Raw genomic sequence first — 17,582 nt, 5'->3', positions numbered from 1 at the left:
CATTATGCAAATAACATCGCTGCTGATTGTGTGCGCTTACAGTAGAATATTAAAGAACGCTTATTCAATTATTGCGTTTATTTAATTATGGCGCATGCGCTTGCACAAATTGCACAAATAGGGAGCAGCAGAATGGACACTCGCAAAGAAGAAGAACGCGCGGAATTGCATCGCACGATTTGGAAGATTGCCGACGATTTGCGAGGTTCCGTTGATGGTTGGGACTTTAAAGCATACGTATTGTGCACAATGTTTTATCGCTATATTTCCGAGAATTTATGCGATTTTATTAATAAGAACGAGCACGAATCTATAGACGGCGATCCAAACTTTGATTATGCAACAATAAGCGATGAAGATGCAGAGCCTATTCGCAGTGAGATGATTTCTGCTAAAGGCTTCTTTATACTTCCTAGCGAACTGTTTTGCAATGTGCTTAAGAACGCTCCTCAAGATAGCAATCTAAACGAAACATTGAGCCGCGTGTTCCGCAATATTGAAGCTTCTTCTCAAGGAACTGATTCGTCTGGCGATTTTAAGGGATTATTCTCCGATTACGATGTGAATAATATTAAGCTTGCAGATACTGTTGAAGGCAGAAATAAGCGTTTTGTTAAGTTATTACAAGTGATTAGTGAGATGAGGCTTGGCAGTGTAAACAACAATGTTATTGAGGCTTTTGGCGATGCTTACGAGTATTTGATGGGCTTGTACGCTTCTAATGCTGGAAAATCTGGCGGCGAATACTTTACGCCTGCAGAAGTCTCAATGCTGCTCACGCGCCTTGGGACCACTGGAAAATCAAGCATTTCAGACGTATACGACCCAGCATGCGGATCCGGGTCGCTTCTGCTAAAAGCCAAAAAAGTGCTAGGCATTGAAAACATTAATGGCGGTTTTTACGGTCAAGAAAAGAACGTTACTAGCTACAACTTGTGCCGCATGAATATGTTTTTGCACGATGTGAATTTTAACAAGTTTGAGATTACGTGCGGCGATACTCTTATAAATCCGCAAATCGATGCTAATAAAAAGTTTGAGCTAGTTGTTTCTAATCCGCCTTATTCCACGAGTTGGGAGGGGGATTCTAATCCGTTGATGATTAACGATCCTCGTTTTGCTCCGGCTGGAGTTCTTGCTCCAAAAAGCAAGGCGGATATGGCATTTGTGTTGCACTGTTTAGCGCATCTAGCAGAAAACGGCGCTGCTGCAATTGTTTGCTTCCCAGGAATTATGTACCGCGGCGGAGCTGAGCAAAAGATTCGCCAATATTTAATTGAGCATAATGCTGTTGATTGCGTGATTCAACTTCCGAGCAACTTGTTCTTTGGCACTTCGATTGCTACGTGCATTATGGTTTTGCGCAAAAACAAGCAAAACGATACTTCTATACTGTTTGTTGATGCTAGCCAAGAGTTTGTAAAATCAACGAATAGTAACAAGCTTTCGGACGAGAACATTGAGCAAATTGTTCAGTGGTACAATTCTAGGCAAGATGTAGAGCACATTGCGCACGTGGCATCTTTGGAAGAAGTGGAATCCAATAAATACAATCTTTCCGTTTCCACGTACGTTGAAGCAGAAGATACTCGCGAAAAGATTGATATTACAGAGCTTAACGCGCAATTAAAAACGATTTGCGCTCGCGAGCAAGAGTTGCGCGAGCAAATTGAGAAGATTGTAAGCGAGATTGAGGCTGGCGATGTTAACTCTAATAATTGCGAGGTGGCTCAATGACCAGCAAACTTGATGAGTTAATCGCTGAATTGTGCCCTAATGGTGTGGAGTATAAAGCACTAAGTGATGTGTCTGATATGAAGCGCGGCACGACTGTTACAAAAAAGAGTGTTAATCCTGGTGATATTCCTGTGATTTCTGGCGGTCGCGAACCTGCCTATTATTGCGATATTTCTAATAGGAATGGCGAAACTATCACTGTTGCTGGAAGCGGTGCTGGCGCGGGATTTGTGCAATATTGGGATAAGCCTATTTTTGTTTGCGATGCTTTTTCTGTTAAGGGTGTAGATGATTTAACATTAACTAAGTTTTTGTATTATGTTTTGCTTAGTAAGCAGGAAGCTATTTATGCTACGAAAAAAGGCGGCGGCGTACCACATGTGCATATTTCAAGCATAAAAGATTTTGAAATCCCCGTGCCGCCGCTTGATGTGCAAGCGGAGATTGTGCAGATTTTAGACACATTCACAGAGCTTACAGCAGAGCTTACAGCAGAGCTTACAGCAGAGCTTACAGCTCGTAAAAAGCAATACGAATACTATCGAGATACCTTGCTCACCTTCAACGATAATAATCCTCTACACTCGCTTATCCAACGCTACTGCCCTAATGGTGTGGAGTATAAAAAACTCGGTGATATTGCTACGCTTTCTCGTGGTAAAGTAATGTCGAAAAGTTTTATAAATGATAATCCAGGTGAGTATCCTGTTTACTCGTCTCAAACAGAAAATAATGGTCAATTTGGTGCGATTTCTACTTACATGTTTGACGGTAAGTATGTGACATGGACAACTGATGGTGCTAATGCAGGAACAGTGTTCTATCGTGACGGTAAATTCAGTGTGACAAATGTTTGTGGCGTTATTGATATATCAGATTGTCAAGTTGACACTAAGTATGTGTATTATGCGTTGACAATTCATGCGAAGAACTATGTAAGTTCGGGCATGGGTAATGCAAAACTCATGAGTAATGTTATGAGTAAAGTAACAATCCCCGTTCCGCCTCTAGAAGTACAGCGTCAAATCGTACAAATTCTGGATCGCTTTGACGCATTGTGCAATGATTTAACTCAAGGTTTGCCTGCAGAAATCGAAGCTAGACGCAAACAATACGAGTACTATCGCGATCAACTCCTAGCCTTCAAGCGTGCGTAATCGAAAAATGTGAGTAAGTAAGAAAGAAGGAAGCAAAATGAAAATTGTGTTAGAGAATCAAGATAGCACTGTAATGTCTACATTTACGCCGAGTGCGCGAAACGACGGCAGCTATCAAAGCGAAGCACAACTCGAAGAAGAGTTTATTAACATTTTGCAATCCCAAGGCTACGAGTATGCTCATATTCACAACGAGAAAGATCTTATAGCAAATCTTCGAGTGCAAATCGAAAAGCTCAACGACTACCATTTTTCAAATGACGAGTGGGAAAGATTTTTCAAAGAAAATATTGCAAACAGCACTGACGATATAGCCAATAAAACAGATACTATTCAGCGAGATAACGTTAAAATACTCAAAAAAGATGACGGCGTAGATAAGAACATTACTATTATTGACAAAGAAAATATTCACAAGAATATTGTGCAAGTAATCAACCAATATGCTGTTAACGCAAACGATAATGCAAACAATAATGATGCAAATGGCCCTGCGCGTAGCAATCGTTACGATGTGACTGTTCTAGTAAACGGCTTGCCAATGGTCCACATTGAGTTAAAGCGCAGAGGTGTGCCTATTAGAGAAGCGTTCAATCAAATTAACCGTTATGCTCGCGACTCATTTTGGGCTGGAAGTGGACTATTTGGATATGTGCAAATTTTCGTAATCTCAAACGGCACTGAAACAAAGTATTACTCTAACTCAACTCGCAATAATGCGTACAACGAGCAGAAAAGTAAAGGATCTAGCAAAAGCACAACAAGTAACAGTTTTGAATTTACAAACTATTGGTCCGATGCTCAAAACACTATAATCTACGACTTATGCGATTTTGCTAGAACCTTCTTTGCAAAGCACGTGATTCTTAATATTCTTACAAAATATTGCGTTTTTAATGCAGACAAATGCTTGATGGTAATGCGACCATACCAGATTACTGCAGCAGAAAACATAGTGAATCGCGTAAAATACATGTTTGCTAATGCGAGCAAAATGCCGGCAGCAGAGCGTCAAAAGGGCGGATATATTTGGCATACTACTGGATCTGGTAAAACGCTAACTAGCTTCAAAACATCGCAGCTAGTAAAAGCTTTGAAAGACGCAGAAGGCAATAATCTTGTTGACAAAGTTTTGTTTGTTGTAGATCGTAAAGATCTTGACTATCAAACAATGAGAGAATACGACAGGTTTGAAAAAGGAGCCGCAAATAGTAACACTTCAACATCTGTGCTTACAAAACAGCTAGAAGACAATACGGAAGAATGCAGGCTTATTATAACCACTATTCAAAAGCTTAGTAAATTTATAAGCAACAACCCAAGTCATGAAATTTACAAAAAGCGCATAGTGTTTATTTTTGACGAATGCCACAGAAGCCAGTTTGGAGGCATGCATGCAGATATTGTAAAACACTTTAAAAATGCTCTGCTTTTTGGGTTTACTGGCACGCCAATTTTTGAAGCGAACGCTGCTGGCTCCGACGCTGCGCATCTTTCCACAACCGAGCAAACCTTTGGACCGTGCTTGCATACGTACACAATCATTAACGCGATTAACGATAAAAACGTGTTGCCATTCCGCGTGGAATACGTTGCTACTGTAAAAACGTCGAGCGAGCTGGAAAAAGCAACCGACGAATTGGTTAAAGATATTAATCGACCAGATGTAATTAGGCATAAAGATCGCGTGCATAATGTTGTTCAATACATTATTGAGCATTTTACTCAAAAAACGTATCGCAACGAGAAGACTTACAAATACAAGCGCATTATTAACGTTAAAGAACTTGCTGCAGATAAGCATAATACTTTAGAGACTAAAAAATCTTCTGAAGAAGTTGACATAAACGGCTTTAATTCAATCTTTGCTGTTGCAGACATTCCTCTTGCAAAAGCGTATTACAACGAGTTCAAAAAGCAGCAGCAAAATCTGCCTCCAAGCGAACGCTTAAAAGTAGCAACTATTTTCAGCTATGCAGTAAACGAGGGTGAGTCAGATTCTTCGGCGTACGCCAACGGCATGGGTTCTCTTGGAGAAGAAAATTCAGAAAGCACGGCAAAGCTAGACGCAAATTCGCAAGAATTTTTGGAAAGCGCAATAAAAGACTATAACGAAATGTTTAATACTGCGTATGATGCGTCAAATAACAAATTCCAAAACTATTACAAAGACGTTTCAATTCGCATGAAAAATAAGGAAATTGACATTTTGATTGTAGTCAACATGTTTCTAACTGGTTTTGATGCAACAACTTTGAACACGCTTTGGGTAGATAAAAATCTTCGCATGCATGGGCTTATTCAAGCGTTTTCGCGCACAAATCGAATCTTAAATTCCGTTAAAACATTTGGAAACATTGTGTGCTTTAGGGATTTGAGCTATCAAGTTGACGAAGCGGTAGCTCTTTTTGGAGATAAAGATGCGCAAGGTATTGTGCTTTGCCCTACGTTTGAGCAGATTTACAACGGTTACGTTGACGCTAAAGGAATTGAGCGTTGTGGATACAGTGATTTAGTAAATGAGCTTATGGAAAAGTATCCACTGCAAGGCTTCAACATTGTTGGAGAAGAGAATCAGAAAAAGTTTATATCGCTTTTTGGTAATATTCTGCGATTGCGTAACATGCTGAAAGCTTTCGATCAATTTGAAGGCAACGAGATAATCAAAGAGCGCGATATGCAAGATTACTTGGGGTATTACCAGGATTTGCATGAAGAATGGAAGCGCAAAGAGCAAAAAGGCGATATTGCAAACATTACGGACGATGTTGTGTTTGAGATGGAGCTTGTGCGCCAAGTAGAAGTAAATATTGACTACATTTTGATGTTAGTAGAACATTACCATAGCAAGCATTGTAAGGATAAAAATGTTCTTGCTTCTATTAAGGTGGCAGTTGACTCTAGCCCGCAGTTGCGTAGTAAAAAGAAGCTTATTGAAGGGTTTATTGCGCAGCTTAACGAGAAGGAGCTTGGGAAGCTTGTAGATTCTGAAGGTGACATTACTATTTACGATTCTAACGGCAACAAGTTGAGTATTGTTGATTGCTGGAGCGAGTATGTTGAGCAAAAGTATAATCATGATTTGGCGCAACTTGTGCAAAGCGAAGGATTAAACGATGCTTTGACTCGCAAGTTTATGGAGAAATCTTTTAGCGCTGGCGAAGTGAGTGAGCTTGGCACAGATATTAATGATTTAATGCCTAGAATGAGCAGATTTGGCGCTGCGGCTATTGCGCGCGCTGAGAAGAAAAGTCGCATTGTAGAAAGTATGAGAAACATGTTTAATGAGTTTGTTGGGCTTATTGGCTTTAGTAAAAACGAAAGATAATTATCGTTATCAATATCATTTTTGTAATATTTGCGAGTTTTTTGCGCCGAACTATATCAATCTACATGATATGTCGATATTATGTACCTGTGGGGCCTTTGTAATGGCAAGTTTTAGTTGGGTGCGCTCAATTTGGGGTAGAGCGCGTAGATATGCAGGAAATGCGTTAACGCAAAAGGCGTAAAACGCGTGAGAAGTGCGGAATCGCAAGAAGACGCGGAAGAACGCGAGGAGATGTTATGCGCGCGTATGTAAAAGTGCGCCGAATTATTCGTGACTCGGCTGCACTGATTCTGGCTGTGTGCATGTTGGTGGGTTGCATAGTGAGCTCGTTTGCTACAACTATTCCAGCTTTTGCAACAGATGCAGATCGTTCGTATACTAGCTGGACAGAAGTTTCTAAAGCAATCGACAATGAATTGCTACAAGGTCAATCAGAATACAATAGTGGCAATAATTCTGGAGCTGCAACTCGATTTGAAGCAGCATACAATTCAGTTTACGTTGCTTCTAACATGATTACGGTTGTGCGAGATGCAATTGGGCAGAATAAAGTTCAGGCACAAACTGATCAATTCCAGCAGCTACAAACGCTTGTATACCAGCAAAATCAAGGTTCACAAATAAGTGCTGTTTCAACGGCTCTTTCAGTGGATGTTGCACAAACTGCATCTAGTCTCGATGCCAACTTAAAAGTGGATAAGCCAAATGTTTATGCACAAAAGTTGCGTGCGCAAATTAAAGCAGAGCGCAAAAAGCTAGATGCTGCAAAAAAGAAAAACCTTGGACGTAATGGTCGTACGTGGGGTCAAGTTGCTCGAGAAATGAACGTTATTCTCGACAAATCGGTTGCAACCTACAAGTTTGCAAAAGGTAATAAAACTCAAGTAGCATCTGCAGTTGATTTAATTAACGAAGCCTATTACCAGTATTACGAAAAGCTCGGTTTTGAAAAGAACGTAATGAACGCAATAAGTGGTAGTCGCGTTTCAACAGTCGAATATCAGTTCAAAGAGTGCCGTCAAGCAATGAACAACGGCAAAACGGTTGAGCAAGCTAAAAAGTTCGTAACGGATCTTAAAGCGATGCTTATTGAAGACGCAGCAAAATTAGACAAAGGTGCATCTTCAAGCGCAAATCCATTTATGCAATTCATAACTAGCTCATTTGGTCAAGCTTTCGTGATTTTGCTTCGTGAAGGTTTGGAAGCGCTGCTAGTTGTTGCAGCAATTATTGCATACCTTGTTAAATCCGGTCACAAGAATATGGTGAAGTATATTTACCTAGGTATTGCGGCTGGAATTGTGGCATCTCTTGCTGTAGCTGCACTATTCGGCTTGCTATTTAATGGCTCTGGTCCGCAGCAGGAGATTACAGAAGGCGTTGTTGCATTGTTCGCAATGCTTATGCTGCTTTACACGAGTAATTGGATGATTTCAAGATCTTCAGTGCAAGCATGGAATAAGTATATTAGTGAGCAAACAACGGCAGCAGTTTCTAAAGGCAGTTTGATTTCTCTAGCGTTGCTAAGCTTCCTAGCGGTGTTCCGCGAAGGCGCAGAAACAGTAATCTTCTACCAGGCGATTTTTGCTGTATCAAGCGGAGCTGACTCCATGATTTGGGGCGGATTCGTGGCCGCAGCCGCCGTGCTGGTTGTAATCTTCTTGCTGATTCGTTTCGCATCTGTGCACATACCAATTCGCCCATTCTTTACTGGAACAAGTGCTCTTATGTCTGTTCTCGTAGTGATTTTTGCAGGCGGTGGTGTGCACGCGTTAATCGAGGGTGATGCTCTCGAAGGAATGTATATTCAAGGCTTGCCAACTAACGATTGGCTTGGGTTCTATCCGTATGTTGAGACGATTGTTGCTCAAATTGTGGCAGCAATTGTTGTGATTTCACTGCTTTGCGTATCTATTGCGCGAAGTCGTGGGAAACGCGCGATAGAAAATAAATAAGCAAAACAACAAATAACCAACTAATAAATAATTAATAAACAACCAATAACAACAATTAAATAAAAATAACTAACAACAAACACAGAAGGTTAGATATGAAGAATAATAAAATGATGGCAATTGCAGCTTTGGCTCTTGCTGGACTGCTTGCGCTCGCTGGATGCGGTTCTAATGGCAATTCAGCTAAAACTGATGCTAAGTCACAAGCAACCGAGCAGAAGGCTGACGACAAGGCTGACGACAAGGGCGGTGATAAGGGCTTTGAGGAGGTTCCAGTTGGTCCTCACCAAGATCAGAACATTGGACCTCTTACTATTGGCGCTGTGTACTTCCAGCCAGTGGACATGGTTCCAGCTGGTATGGGCTTGAAGGCAAGCGAAGCAAGCTTCCACCTTGAAGCCGATATCCACGCTAACCAAAAAGGTACAAAGCTTGGCTACGGTAAGGGCGAGTTCATTCCAGATTTGACTGTGAACTATGAGATTGTCGATAAGGCAAGCGGCGAATCCGTTGGCAAGGGTACTTTTATGCAGATGAACGCTTCCGATGGTCCTCACTACGGTGCAAACGTTAAGCTTGACAAGGCTGGAAATTATAAGCTCGTGCTTTCTATTGAATCCCCAGAAAAGAAGGGTTGGATGCTTCACGTCGATCCTGCTACCGGCGTAACCGGTCGCTTCTGGACTGAGCCAATTAAGGCAACCTTCGACGATTGGAAGTACACTCCTCGTCAGTGGTAGTGGTAGCTAGTTAATAATTAGCGATTAATTAATAATTTTAGTAAATAATAAGTAATAGCAAAGGAGGGAGTTATGCTCAGACTGTTTGTGGCAGTTATGCCTGGGCTGCTCCCTCTTGCGCTACTCACAATGGGATTAAGCACATCGCTTACTGTTGGCGAGGGGCGAGATAAGCCTCTGAGTGCACGTTGGAGATTGTATGGGCTGTCTGCAGGCACAGTCGCAGCTCTTATTTTTGCTATACTCCGCGCATCTGTGGTAATTAATCAGCGAAACTTTATTAATATGCCGGCGTTGTGTATTGCGGTTCCGCTTGATATTGCTGCAATTATTGTGGTTATTTTTTCACACAAAATAATAAAAAATTGGCGTAATTGCCCGCTTTTAATGCACATAAGTAACGCGATTGGTGCATGTTGCTTAGCGTTTACTGTGTTTTATGCTTTACCAGATGTTATTTTGCAACTTACTATTTTCGTAGATTCAAGCACTCCGCCTTTTACATCAGACATGTTACTTCGCGCGCTTGGTTTTGTGCTTGGCGTTATTGCTGCTATCTGCTTAAGTCTTATGGTGCGTTCTTTGCGCACTACGTCTAACGCTATTTGCTTCAAAATTGCTGTAGTTTTAAGCATGATTATTTTGCTAGTGCAGCACATAACTTCACTTTTGCAGATTATGCAAGGAAGCATTCTGCTTTATATGGATGACTTTTCTTTCAGCGTGCTTGTTTGGCTAATTAATAACGCTCCATTAATGATTATGGCGCAAATTAGCGTGTTCATGATTCCTGCTGCTGCGTCTGTAATAATCGGCTTTAAAACGGCTGTAGTTGGTGAAAATGCAGCAGAAATTCGCACGAAGCGAGCGTTTAAAAGGAAATCTCGAAAGTCTGCGCTCGCAGCTCTTTTGGCTGCTATCACAGTAATACTTACGCTTACTGTAGGCGTATCTATTATGAATATTAAACCAACTCTTACGCCTCCAGAACCGTATGAATTGCACGATGGTGTTGCAACTATTAATTACGTTCAAGTTTCAGATGGTCATTTGCATCGTTTCCAATACAAAGCAAAAGACGGCACTATTATGCGTTTTATAATCATTAAAAAGAATGGTGGAGCGTATGGCGTTGGATTGGATGCTTGCGAAAACTGCGGCGATGCAGGCTACTATGAAAAAGACGGTAAGATTATTTGCCGTAAGTGCGACGTAGCAATTAATTTGGCAACTATCGGTTTTAAAGGTGGTTGCAATCCGATTCCGTTCCCGTATAAGGCTGGGCATGGCAAAATCACAATTCATACTGCTGATTTAGACGTGCTCAGTTCGCATTTTAAGTAAGGGAGAGTTGCTATGTTTATGATGCGCATGGTTGCTCGATCTCTTGTGCGGCAATTGAAAAAGCGTGTGTTAATTGCGCTCGTAGTGTGCTTAAGCGCGTGCGTTAGCGTGTCAATGCTTAGCGTTGTGTATGACGTTGGAGACAAAATTAACGCAGAGCTGAGTTCATATGGTTCAAATATTGTGGTTCAGCCAAAATCTAGCGCTGTTGTAAATGATTTGTATGCTTCTCGAGAGCAGATTGATACTAATGGTTCTGAGAGTTTAAAGGCTGCGGAAAGCCACGAGTCTACTGCTTCGCTAAAAGAATCTGATGCTGCAAAAATAAAAATGATTTTCTGGGCGTTTAATATCACTAATTTTGCGCCGAAAATAATTGTTCATGCAAATCTTGAAGCGAAATCTTCTGGCGATTTGGTAGTGCCTATTATTGGAACTTGGTTTAATCGTAAGCTTGCGCTCGCTTCCGGGGAAACAACAGTTGTTGGTGTTAGAGGTTTGCGCTCTTGGTGGAAGATTAATGCAGGTCGTTGGGCAAAAGATAATAAATCTGAAGCAATGGTAGGTGCGCAGCTAGCTGAGCGTTTGCACTTAAAACTTGGCCAGCGTTTGCGTTTGATTCGTGACGGACGCGAGGTTTCGTTGCGCTTGGTTGGCGTATACGATTCTGGCGACGACGACAATAACGCAATCTACGCAGGTTCTAGCGATGCTCAAGGCCTTGCAAATAAGCCGAATAAGGTTGATTCGATTGAAGTAAAGGCGCTTACTACTCCTGAAAATGATTTAGCGCGAAAGGCTGCTAAAAATCCGGCAGCGCTAAGCCAGGAAGAGTGGGAAACTTGGTATTGCACGGCTTACCCGAGTTCGATTACTTACCAAATTGAGGAGGTAATTCCTGGAGCTGTTGCAAAGCAGGTTCGTCAAGTTGCGGCGTTGCAGGGTAACGTATTAAATAAGACGCGTGCTGTTATGGTTTTGATGACTGCGTTGAGTTTAATTGCTGCTGCTGTTGCTGTGGCGAATCTTATGGCTGCTTCAATTTCTGAGCGTTCTGGCGAGCTTGCATTGCTTAAGGCTTTGGGTGCACGTGATGGTGCTGTTGCTCGTCTTATGCTTATGGAAACTGCGGTTATTGCGTTTGGTGGAGCGTTACTCGGCATGGCTTTGGGATTTGCGGTGGCGCAGATTATTGGTTTCACAGTGTTTGGCTCTTCGATTTTGTTCCGACCAATGGTATTTGTTCTGGTGTTCGTGCTGCTTGCGTTGACTGTGCTTGCGGCTGCAGGCTCTTCGATTCGTTCGATTTTGAGTGTGCGTCCTGCGGAGGTGCTTCATGGCAGGTAAATCTTATATGACTTCCAACAATTCTATGTTTATTACCATGCTATTTAGCGCGGTATTTCGTAGAAAATCGCGTGCTTTGATGGCTGTTATTGCAACGCTTGTTGGTGCTGCTACGCTGTTTTGTTTAGCTGCAATCTGCCTGGTTGTGCCTCAGCAAATGAGCGATGAAATGCGTGCTTATGGAGCGAATATTATCGTAACTCCAATTGAGGGCGAGTGGAAAAACGGTATTGATCGCGCGATGGTTTTGCACACAAACGATATGGTTCTTGCAAAAGGTGCTATGCGATCTGCTACATATCGTTACGAAAACGTGCGTATTAACGCAGCTCCGTATGTTTTAGCAGGAATAGACGTTCGTTCAGTAAAGTCGCTTAATAAGCATTGGAATGTAGACGGCTCTTGGCCTAGCAGTGGAAATGTTATGGTTGGGCGAGATGTAGCTCTTGCGATGGGCTTAAAAATAGGTTCTCGAATTGCGATTGCGTATAGATCTTCGGATAATACTGCCGGCTCGCATAAGCCAGCAGAGAAGTCTGCAAATAAGTCTGCAAATAAGTCTGCAAGTGAATCTGCAAATAAGTCTACAAATCAGTCTGTAGAGAAGCCAGCAGAGAATCAAGCGCAAAATTCTGCTGCAAATTCTTCAGATCAGTCTGCGCAAAAATCTTCTCAACAAAAGCTTGTTGAAGGCAGAGTCTCAACGGATATTATGGATACTCACGGCACAACTTTCCGCGTTTGCGGCATTTTGGATACGGGCGGTGCTGAAGATTCTATGCTTTACGCTCTTAATGCGGATGTGAATACTCTTACGGGAGTTAAGCGCGGAGCAGACGTGATTGCTTACTCGTCTTCTGCGCCTAGCGTCGATGCGGTTGTTAGAAGTATTAACGACATGACTTCTATGCGCGTGCGCGCTCAGCAAGTTACTAAAGTTACTGCTGCTGACACTGGTATTATCACTATGCTTCGCAGCCTGTTCTGCATTGTATCGCTAGTTGTTCTAGTATTGATGATGGTTGGCGTGAGCACTACGATTTCTTCGATTGTGCAGCAGCGTCGAAATGAAATTGGTTTGCGCAAAGCTTTGGGTGCGAGCGCACGGAGTATTGGCGTGGAGTTTACTGCTGAAGCTGGAGTATATGGCTTCGTTGGCGGTATTGCTGGTACTGCGGTAGGGTATGTGTTTGCGCGCTTGCTTGCTGCAATGGTGTTCTCGAGAGATTTGGGCGTGAATTGGTGGCTAGTCGTGTTCTCTATTGTATTTAGCGTTGCTGCGTCTTGCGTTGCTGCATTGCCGCCTGTTTTGCGTGCTTCAAAGATCGACCCTGCGATTGTGCTTCGAGAAGAATAGCTTTTAGAGTGATTTTAGAGTGATTAGTTAAGGATTTAATATGACAGAGAATATAGAAAATAAGTTAGATAGCGCGGAGTCTAAGCCAAAAATGCTGTTGACGTTGGATCATATTTCCAAGATTTACGGATCTCTTCGAGCTGTTGACGATTTGTCGCTCACTGTGCCAGAAGGCGAGTGGCTTTCTATTGTTGGCTCCAGTGGTTCTGGCAAAACAACGTTAATGAACATTATTGGCTGCATGGATTCACCATCTAAAGGTTCCGTGTCTTTGCAAGGTCGCAAACTTGAGGATTTGAATGCCGGTCAACTCGCTGACGTTCGTAAAAACGTAATCGGTTTAGTTTTTCAAAAGTTTTATCTTGTTCCGCATTTAACAGCTGTTGAAAATGTGATGGTTGCGCAATACTATCATTCTGTTGTTGACGAAGCTCAAGCAATGGACGCTTTGGATCGCGTGGGCTTGAAGGATCGCGCTCACCATCTGCCAAGCCAGCTTTCTGGCGGCGAGCAGCAGCGTGTTTGCGTTGCTCGTGCACTTATCAACTGCCCTAAGTTGCTTCTTGCGGATGAGCCGACTGGTAATTTGGATGAAAAAAATGAGCAGATTGTGCTCGACTTGTTTAAGCAGCTGCACAATCAAGGTACGACGATTATTGTTGTAACTCACGATTCTTTGGTTGCTCAATGTGCAGATCGAGAAATTATGCTCAACCACGGTGTGCTTGTTGGTGAGCGTTGGAATAACGAGGATGCTCGCAAAGCGTATGAGGCGATTGGTGGCAAGCCTGCGTTTACGAGTGCTCACCTTGATGAAAGTGTTGTGGAAGCTTTGCAAGACCATGAGCCTACTAAGTCGCCTAAATTAGCGAATTTAGATGATTAGTTGCGTGGGTTTTAAAATATACAAGATTTGAAGGCGATGATTTTATGGTTTCAGATAATATGTTTCACGATGTTTCACGCGACGATTTGAAATCCAAAAAAGTTGCAAAAACTGTTGCTACGCTTGCAATTGTAGCTGCATCGTCTGCTATGTTGTCTGCTTGCGGTGAGCCGAGTGCTGTACCAATGAACGATGAGTTCGCTGGTAATTCTGGTCAAAGCGCGGATGATGGCGGTAATCCTTCTGGAAAGTACGATGCTGGTGCTCAGCAATCTAAATCTTCTGCGCAAAGTGAGGATTCTCAGAACCAGCAGAATCAGCCTAAAACAGACACTGGCAATTACAAAGATGGCGACTATAAAGTCAAAGCTACGTATGGTCCGGTTGCAGAAGACAGTTTCGATGTGCGCTTAAGCGTTGCAAATGGGAATGTTAGCGATGTGCAAATGACGCCTCATCCGTTTACGCCGATTTCAAGAGGCCATATGGATGCATTCTCAAAGGCTATTCCAGGAAAAATCGTTGGAAAGCCGTTGAAAGATTTGCATATTTCAGTTGTTGCTGGAGCAAGTTGGACTAGCGATGCCTTCAACAAAGCACTTGACGTTGCTCGCCAAGAGGCTTCAATCGCATCCGCAAAATAATCTACAACCACCTTAATCTTTGACTTCAAGAATAGTGCCTTCGTCGCGAATCATTGTTGCTGCCATGGCTCCGGTTGCTGCCATAAATGGAATAATAGCATCACTGTATTCGTCCATGAACTGTGCAAAATCATGATTCCAAGAAATAATTGCAACATACAAAAGAAGGAACTCAACTGCTGTAAATAATGCCCACTTAAGAATCCAAATAAGCGTTTTTTTAATAACTTTTATAGAGTTCTTGCTCATGAGTTGCCTTCTTTCCAATTTGCTGTTTTGTTTGTGAGCATTGTAGCTAATTCATGTACATTGCTTCTCGTTCGTATGTATTTTGTATTTCTAGTATAAATATTGCAATTCTTTGCAGCAATATGATGTACTCAAAACTTAATACTCAACGTAATGGTAGATTGCCAATAAGTCTTAAATCTTTACAAATCGCTTTCATCAATAGGGTGACCTTGTGGACGCTTTATTACTCGCCACAAAATCACCAATGTTAAGACGCCATTTGCAATTCCGTAGTAATAAATCCAAGGAACGTGAATAAGCCCACAAATAAAGCATGAAATAATATTTGTTAAATTATTTAGATAATTGCTAAGTATTTGCTTATTTTGTGATTCGACTTTTTTGCGTTTTTGCTCAAGAGTTGTTATGTAATCTTTGTTGTTTTCTATATTCTCAACATCACTACTTATGCTGTTAGCGCCTGCGCCGTTAAGATTAGATATATTATTTTCTATATACGCATTTTTTGCTTTAATAACGCTTTTGCGCAAGAAAAAATATGCATAAGAATACAATGCAACAGAAAGAAGTCCTAAAACAAGCCACAAAACGAAAAAGCCAAAGCTACGCATAAAAGCAGCTGTTGAGGCAAGTGCCATCGCAGCTACTTCTGCGGAGTGCAATACTACTAATCGTTTTGTCATATAATCCTGCTGCAATCATTATTGAAACTGCATTTTCAAACGCAACTAAAAGTCACATATTGTTACTTATTATAAGCACATATGATTTACGCGCAGTATTTGTAATCATTTATTACTACACAATTTGCCCTACTTTGCGCGCGTTTATAAAGTAGAATATAAGAAAAGTAGCGTGTGATTGCAAGAAAGCCATTATGCCAAAAACGTATGCAATAGTAGATAACGACCCACTAGTTTTAGCGGTTATGCGAAACGTGCTCAGCAAGCTTTTGCCAAGCGAGTACGTGTGCAAATGGTGCGTAAAATCAGGCGTGCAAGCTTTGAAATATTGCCAAGTAACAAAAACAACTCCGGATTATATTTTGATAGATATGTCAATGAAAGACATGTCTGGAGTAGACGTAATACGCGCAATTCGTGAGCAAAACAACAGTATCATTTTAATTGGCATGACTTCATACGATTGTAGAACCTACGCTTCGATGGTTGCGCAAGTTGGTGGGCAAGCTATGGTTGCTAAAGACAATTTCAAAGGGTTAGCAGAAGCTTTGCAATATTGCGATAATCAAAACGTGTATGGCTGTCGATGTGTTAGAGATGTTGCTTACGATTTTGCTACTCCGCAAGAATCTTTTATTAGGCTTTCTAAATCAAGGTCGCGTAGCGTTTTGCCGCCTCAAGAACTAAAAATCATGGATCTGCTCTCTAAAGGTTGCACAACAAATCAGGTTGCGGCTCAACTTGGTCTTATGCCAAACACTGTAAACACGCATATTCATAGGATTTACAAAAAATTGCATGTTTCTAACCGAGTGCAAGCAATATCCGCGTTTGCTGCAATGCAAAATCGTGAGCAAACTAGCAATCTGCAATATTTGAATGATTCGCCGCAGAGTCATCCGAATCCTTCTCAAGAAACGGATAACGCATGTTAATGAAAACATTTTCGCGCGTTATTGAGTTGGTTAAAAGCTGGAAAATTCAGCGAACTTTATTCATAATATTGGCGACTCTTGTAGTGTCAATGGATGTGCAATCGTGCAATACAGCTGGGTTGTGGCATAACCCGCAGCAATCTGCGTGTCAATACGTTTGGATGTTTGCAATATTTCTTTTGATTGCTTTTCCGCGTCAAGTATCACTCGTAACTCCGATTTTGTATTGCGTAACGTTAGCAGTACCAGGTGTAAATGCGACGTGCGTGCTTTTTGCGCTGATTGCTAGCATGTTTGTTGCAGGCTTTTATGATTCGTGGAAGTATTTGCTTTGTGCGTACATAGTTTCGCTGAATATTATGTACTTTGCAAAAATGGCGTACATTCCGTTTACTTTTCCTTGTTTTATTCTTATTTTCATGATTTGTGGTTACGTTTTGCGCAAATATTTGAACATGTTGGAAGAAAATAATCGCGCAAAAATGGATATTGTACGAAGTAAGTTCCAGTCTTATATTGCGTCGGTTGCGTTGCAATTGCATGACGATGTGAACAATGAGATTACGGATATTACACTGCTTGCAACGGATGCTTTATATGCTGAGAACAATGAACATACAAAAGAATCGTTAGAGCAGATTATTGAACATTCGCGTAATGCACTTTCCAAAGCGAGACTTGTTATCAGTCTGCTTGAGCAAACTGAACAAAAGTATGATGATTCTTTAGATTCAAATATTGCTAGTACGCAGTTTGTTTATAGTTCTAATAGCAATGATTGCATGAATTTGGCTGATTTCTTATGCAATATTCGTGCGCGTTTACAGGCTGAACGGCAAATTTGTGAGCAGCTTGGGTACTATGGCTCTCTAACAGTGGTTGATAAAAGTTCGGGGAGTGGTGATTTTGCTGCATCTGCAACTGTTAGTACTGAAAAAGCTCAATGTGCTATTCGCATGTGCAGTGAGTTGCTTACTAATATTCGTAAGCATTGCAGTACTAGCGTTGACTTTTCTATGAACGTTACTGTTGATGAGCGAGAATGCAAAATAATGTGTATGAATTCGTTGTCGAATAAGTTTGGTGGAAGACTTGTTTTTGGCAAAGGACTACTATTCCACAAAAAATCCGTGGAACGTTTAGGTGGATCTTTAAACGCGCAAAAAGATGATGATGCATGGTTGGTCAATGTTGTTATTCCGCTAAACTAGTAT

The 17,582-nt window shown here is 41.6% G+C and carries 14 protein-coding genes; 12 read left to right on the top strand and 2 right to left on the bottom strand.

From position 1 onward, the window contains the following. Positions 1-132 precede the first annotated feature (132 nt). From HXT32_RS06145 to HXT32_RS06100, 10 genes are all read left to right on the top strand, one after another. Positions 133-1,737, top strand: coding sequence for a type I restriction-modification system subunit M (locus HXT32_RS06145; protein ID WP_422118952.1), 1,605 nt, complete (start codon positions 133-135; stop codon positions 1,735-1,737). After that, entirely contained in the window at positions 1,734-2,894 is a 1,161-nt protein-coding gene (locus tag HXT32_RS06140; RefSeq protein ID WP_422118951.1) for a restriction endonuclease subunit S, read from the top strand. The genes HXT32_RS06145 and HXT32_RS06140 overlap by 4 nt, the downstream gene beginning before the upstream one ends. A 37-nt stretch (positions 2,895-2,931) precedes the next feature. Beyond that, positions 2,932-6,222 carry a type I restriction endonuclease subunit R gene (locus tag HXT32_RS06135; RefSeq protein WP_422118950.1) on the top strand — a complete coding sequence of 1,097 codons (3,291 nt, stop codon included), beginning with the start codon at positions 2,932-2,934 and terminating at the stop codon, positions 6,220-6,222. Positions 6,223-6,461: 239 nt separating this feature from the next. Next, positions 6,462-8,180: an FTR1 family iron permease gene (locus tag HXT32_RS06130; RefSeq protein WP_102703318.1), complete on the top strand. Its 1,719-nt coding sequence runs from the start codon at positions 6,462-6,464 to the stop codon at positions 8,178-8,180. A gap of 95 nt (positions 8,181-8,275) precedes the next feature. After that, complete coding sequence (locus tag HXT32_RS06125; RefSeq protein ID WP_012913768.1) at positions 8,276-8,920, top strand: iron transporter; 645 nt, start codon at positions 8,276-8,278, stop codon at positions 8,918-8,920. Positions 8,921-8,992: 72 nt separating this feature from the next. After that, a complete protein-coding gene (locus HXT32_RS06120) occupies positions 8,993-10,264 on the top strand; it encodes a DUF2318 domain-containing protein (RefSeq protein ID WP_012913769.1) in 1,272 nt (423 codons plus the stop codon). 12 nt (positions 10,265-10,276) lie between these two features. After that, positions 10,277-11,611, top strand: a complete 1,335-nt coding sequence (locus HXT32_RS06115) for an ABC transporter permease (RefSeq protein WP_004109900.1) — start codon at positions 10,277-10,279, stop codon at positions 11,609-11,611. After that, on the top strand, positions 11,601-12,968 hold the full coding sequence (locus HXT32_RS06110) for an ABC transporter permease (RefSeq protein WP_410310247.1): 1,368 nt from the start codon (positions 11,601-11,603) through the stop codon (positions 12,966-12,968). The genes HXT32_RS06115 and HXT32_RS06110 overlap by 11 nt, the downstream gene beginning before the upstream one ends. 40 nt (positions 12,969-13,008) lie before the next feature. After that, positions 13,009-13,854, top strand: a complete 846-nt coding sequence (locus HXT32_RS06105) for an ABC transporter ATP-binding protein (protein WP_103013772.1) — start codon at positions 13,009-13,011, stop codon at positions 13,852-13,854. A 44-nt stretch (positions 13,855-13,898) separates the two neighbouring features. After that, on the top strand, positions 13,899-14,498 hold the full coding sequence (locus HXT32_RS06100) for an FMN-binding protein (RefSeq protein ID WP_103013773.1): 600 nt from the start codon (positions 13,899-13,901) through the stop codon (positions 14,496-14,498). Between the two features lie 12 nt (positions 14,499-14,510). On the opposite strand, the gene HXT32_RS06095 is transcribed toward HXT32_RS06100, so the two are convergent. After that, complete coding sequence (locus HXT32_RS06095; protein ID WP_162861111.1) at positions 14,511-14,747, bottom strand: hypothetical protein; 237 nt, start codon at positions 14,745-14,747, stop codon at positions 14,511-14,513. 182 nt (positions 14,748-14,929) lie between these two features. Next, positions 14,930-15,433, bottom strand: a complete 504-nt coding sequence (locus HXT32_RS06090; protein ID WP_116431960.1) for a hypothetical protein — start codon at positions 15,431-15,433, stop codon at positions 14,930-14,932. 194 nt (positions 15,434-15,627) lie between these two features. Here HXT32_RS06090 and HXT32_RS06085 point away from each other — a divergent pair, with 194 nt between their 5' ends. Continuing rightward, the gene (locus HXT32_RS06085) at positions 15,628-16,368 is read left to right on the top strand and encodes a LuxR C-terminal-related transcriptional regulator (protein WP_116431959.1); all 741 of its coding nucleotides are present in this window, start codon (positions 15,628-15,630) and stop codon (positions 16,366-16,368) included. Further along, positions 16,362-17,579, top strand: a complete 1,218-nt coding sequence (locus tag HXT32_RS06080; protein WP_102703322.1) for a histidine kinase dimerization/phosphoacceptor domain-containing protein — start codon at positions 16,362-16,364, stop codon at positions 17,577-17,579. The genes HXT32_RS06085 and HXT32_RS06080 overlap by 7 nt, the downstream gene beginning before the upstream one ends. Positions 17,580-17,582 lie beyond the last annotated feature (3 nt).

It is taken from the genome of Gardnerella sp. DNF00747, assembly GCF_049262675.1.
Classification (GTDB): domain Bacteria; phylum Actinomycetota; class Actinomycetes; order Actinomycetales; family Bifidobacteriaceae; genus Bifidobacterium; species Bifidobacterium swidsinskii.
This window is presented reverse-complemented; position numbering and strand designations above follow the sequence as displayed.

Coding starts and splice junctions, on each gene's coding strand:
- HXT32_RS06145 (WP_422118952.1), top strand. CDS start 133: ATGGACACTCGCAAAGAAGAAGAACGCGCGGAATTGCATCGCACGATT.
- HXT32_RS06140 (WP_422118951.1), top strand. CDS start 1,734: ATGACCAGCAAACTTGATGAGTTAATCGCTGAATTGTGCCCTAATGGT.
- HXT32_RS06135 (WP_422118950.1), top strand. CDS start 2,932: ATGAAAATTGTGTTAGAGAATCAAGATAGCACTGTAATGTCTACATTT.
- HXT32_RS06130 (WP_102703318.1), top strand. CDS start 6,462: ATGCGCGCGTATGTAAAAGTGCGCCGAATTATTCGTGACTCGGCTGCA.
- HXT32_RS06125 (WP_012913768.1), top strand. CDS start 8,276: ATGAAGAATAATAAAATGATGGCAATTGCAGCTTTGGCTCTTGCTGGA.
- HXT32_RS06120 (WP_012913769.1), top strand. CDS start 8,993: ATGCTCAGACTGTTTGTGGCAGTTATGCCTGGGCTGCTCCCTCTTGCG.
- HXT32_RS06115 (WP_004109900.1), top strand. CDS start 10,277: ATGTTTATGATGCGCATGGTTGCTCGATCTCTTGTGCGGCAATTGAAA.
- HXT32_RS06110 (WP_410310247.1), top strand. CDS start 11,601: ATGGCAGGTAAATCTTATATGACTTCCAACAATTCTATGTTTATTACC.
- HXT32_RS06105 (WP_103013772.1), top strand. CDS start 13,009: ATGACAGAGAATATAGAAAATAAGTTAGATAGCGCGGAGTCTAAGCCA.
- HXT32_RS06100 (WP_103013773.1), top strand. CDS start 13,899: ATGGTTTCAGATAATATGTTTCACGATGTTTCACGCGACGATTTGAAA.
- HXT32_RS06095 (WP_162861111.1), bottom strand. CDS start 14,747: ATGAGCAAGAACTCTATAAAAGTTATTAAAAAAACGCTTATTTGGATT.
- HXT32_RS06090 (WP_116431960.1), bottom strand. CDS start 15,433: ATGACAAAACGATTAGTAGTATTGCACTCCGCAGAAGTAGCTGCGATG.
- HXT32_RS06085 (WP_116431959.1), top strand. CDS start 15,628: ATGCCAAAAACGTATGCAATAGTAGATAACGACCCACTAGTTTTAGCG.
- HXT32_RS06080 (WP_102703322.1), top strand. CDS start 16,362: ATGTTAATGAAAACATTTTCGCGCGTTATTGAGTTGGTTAAAAGCTGG.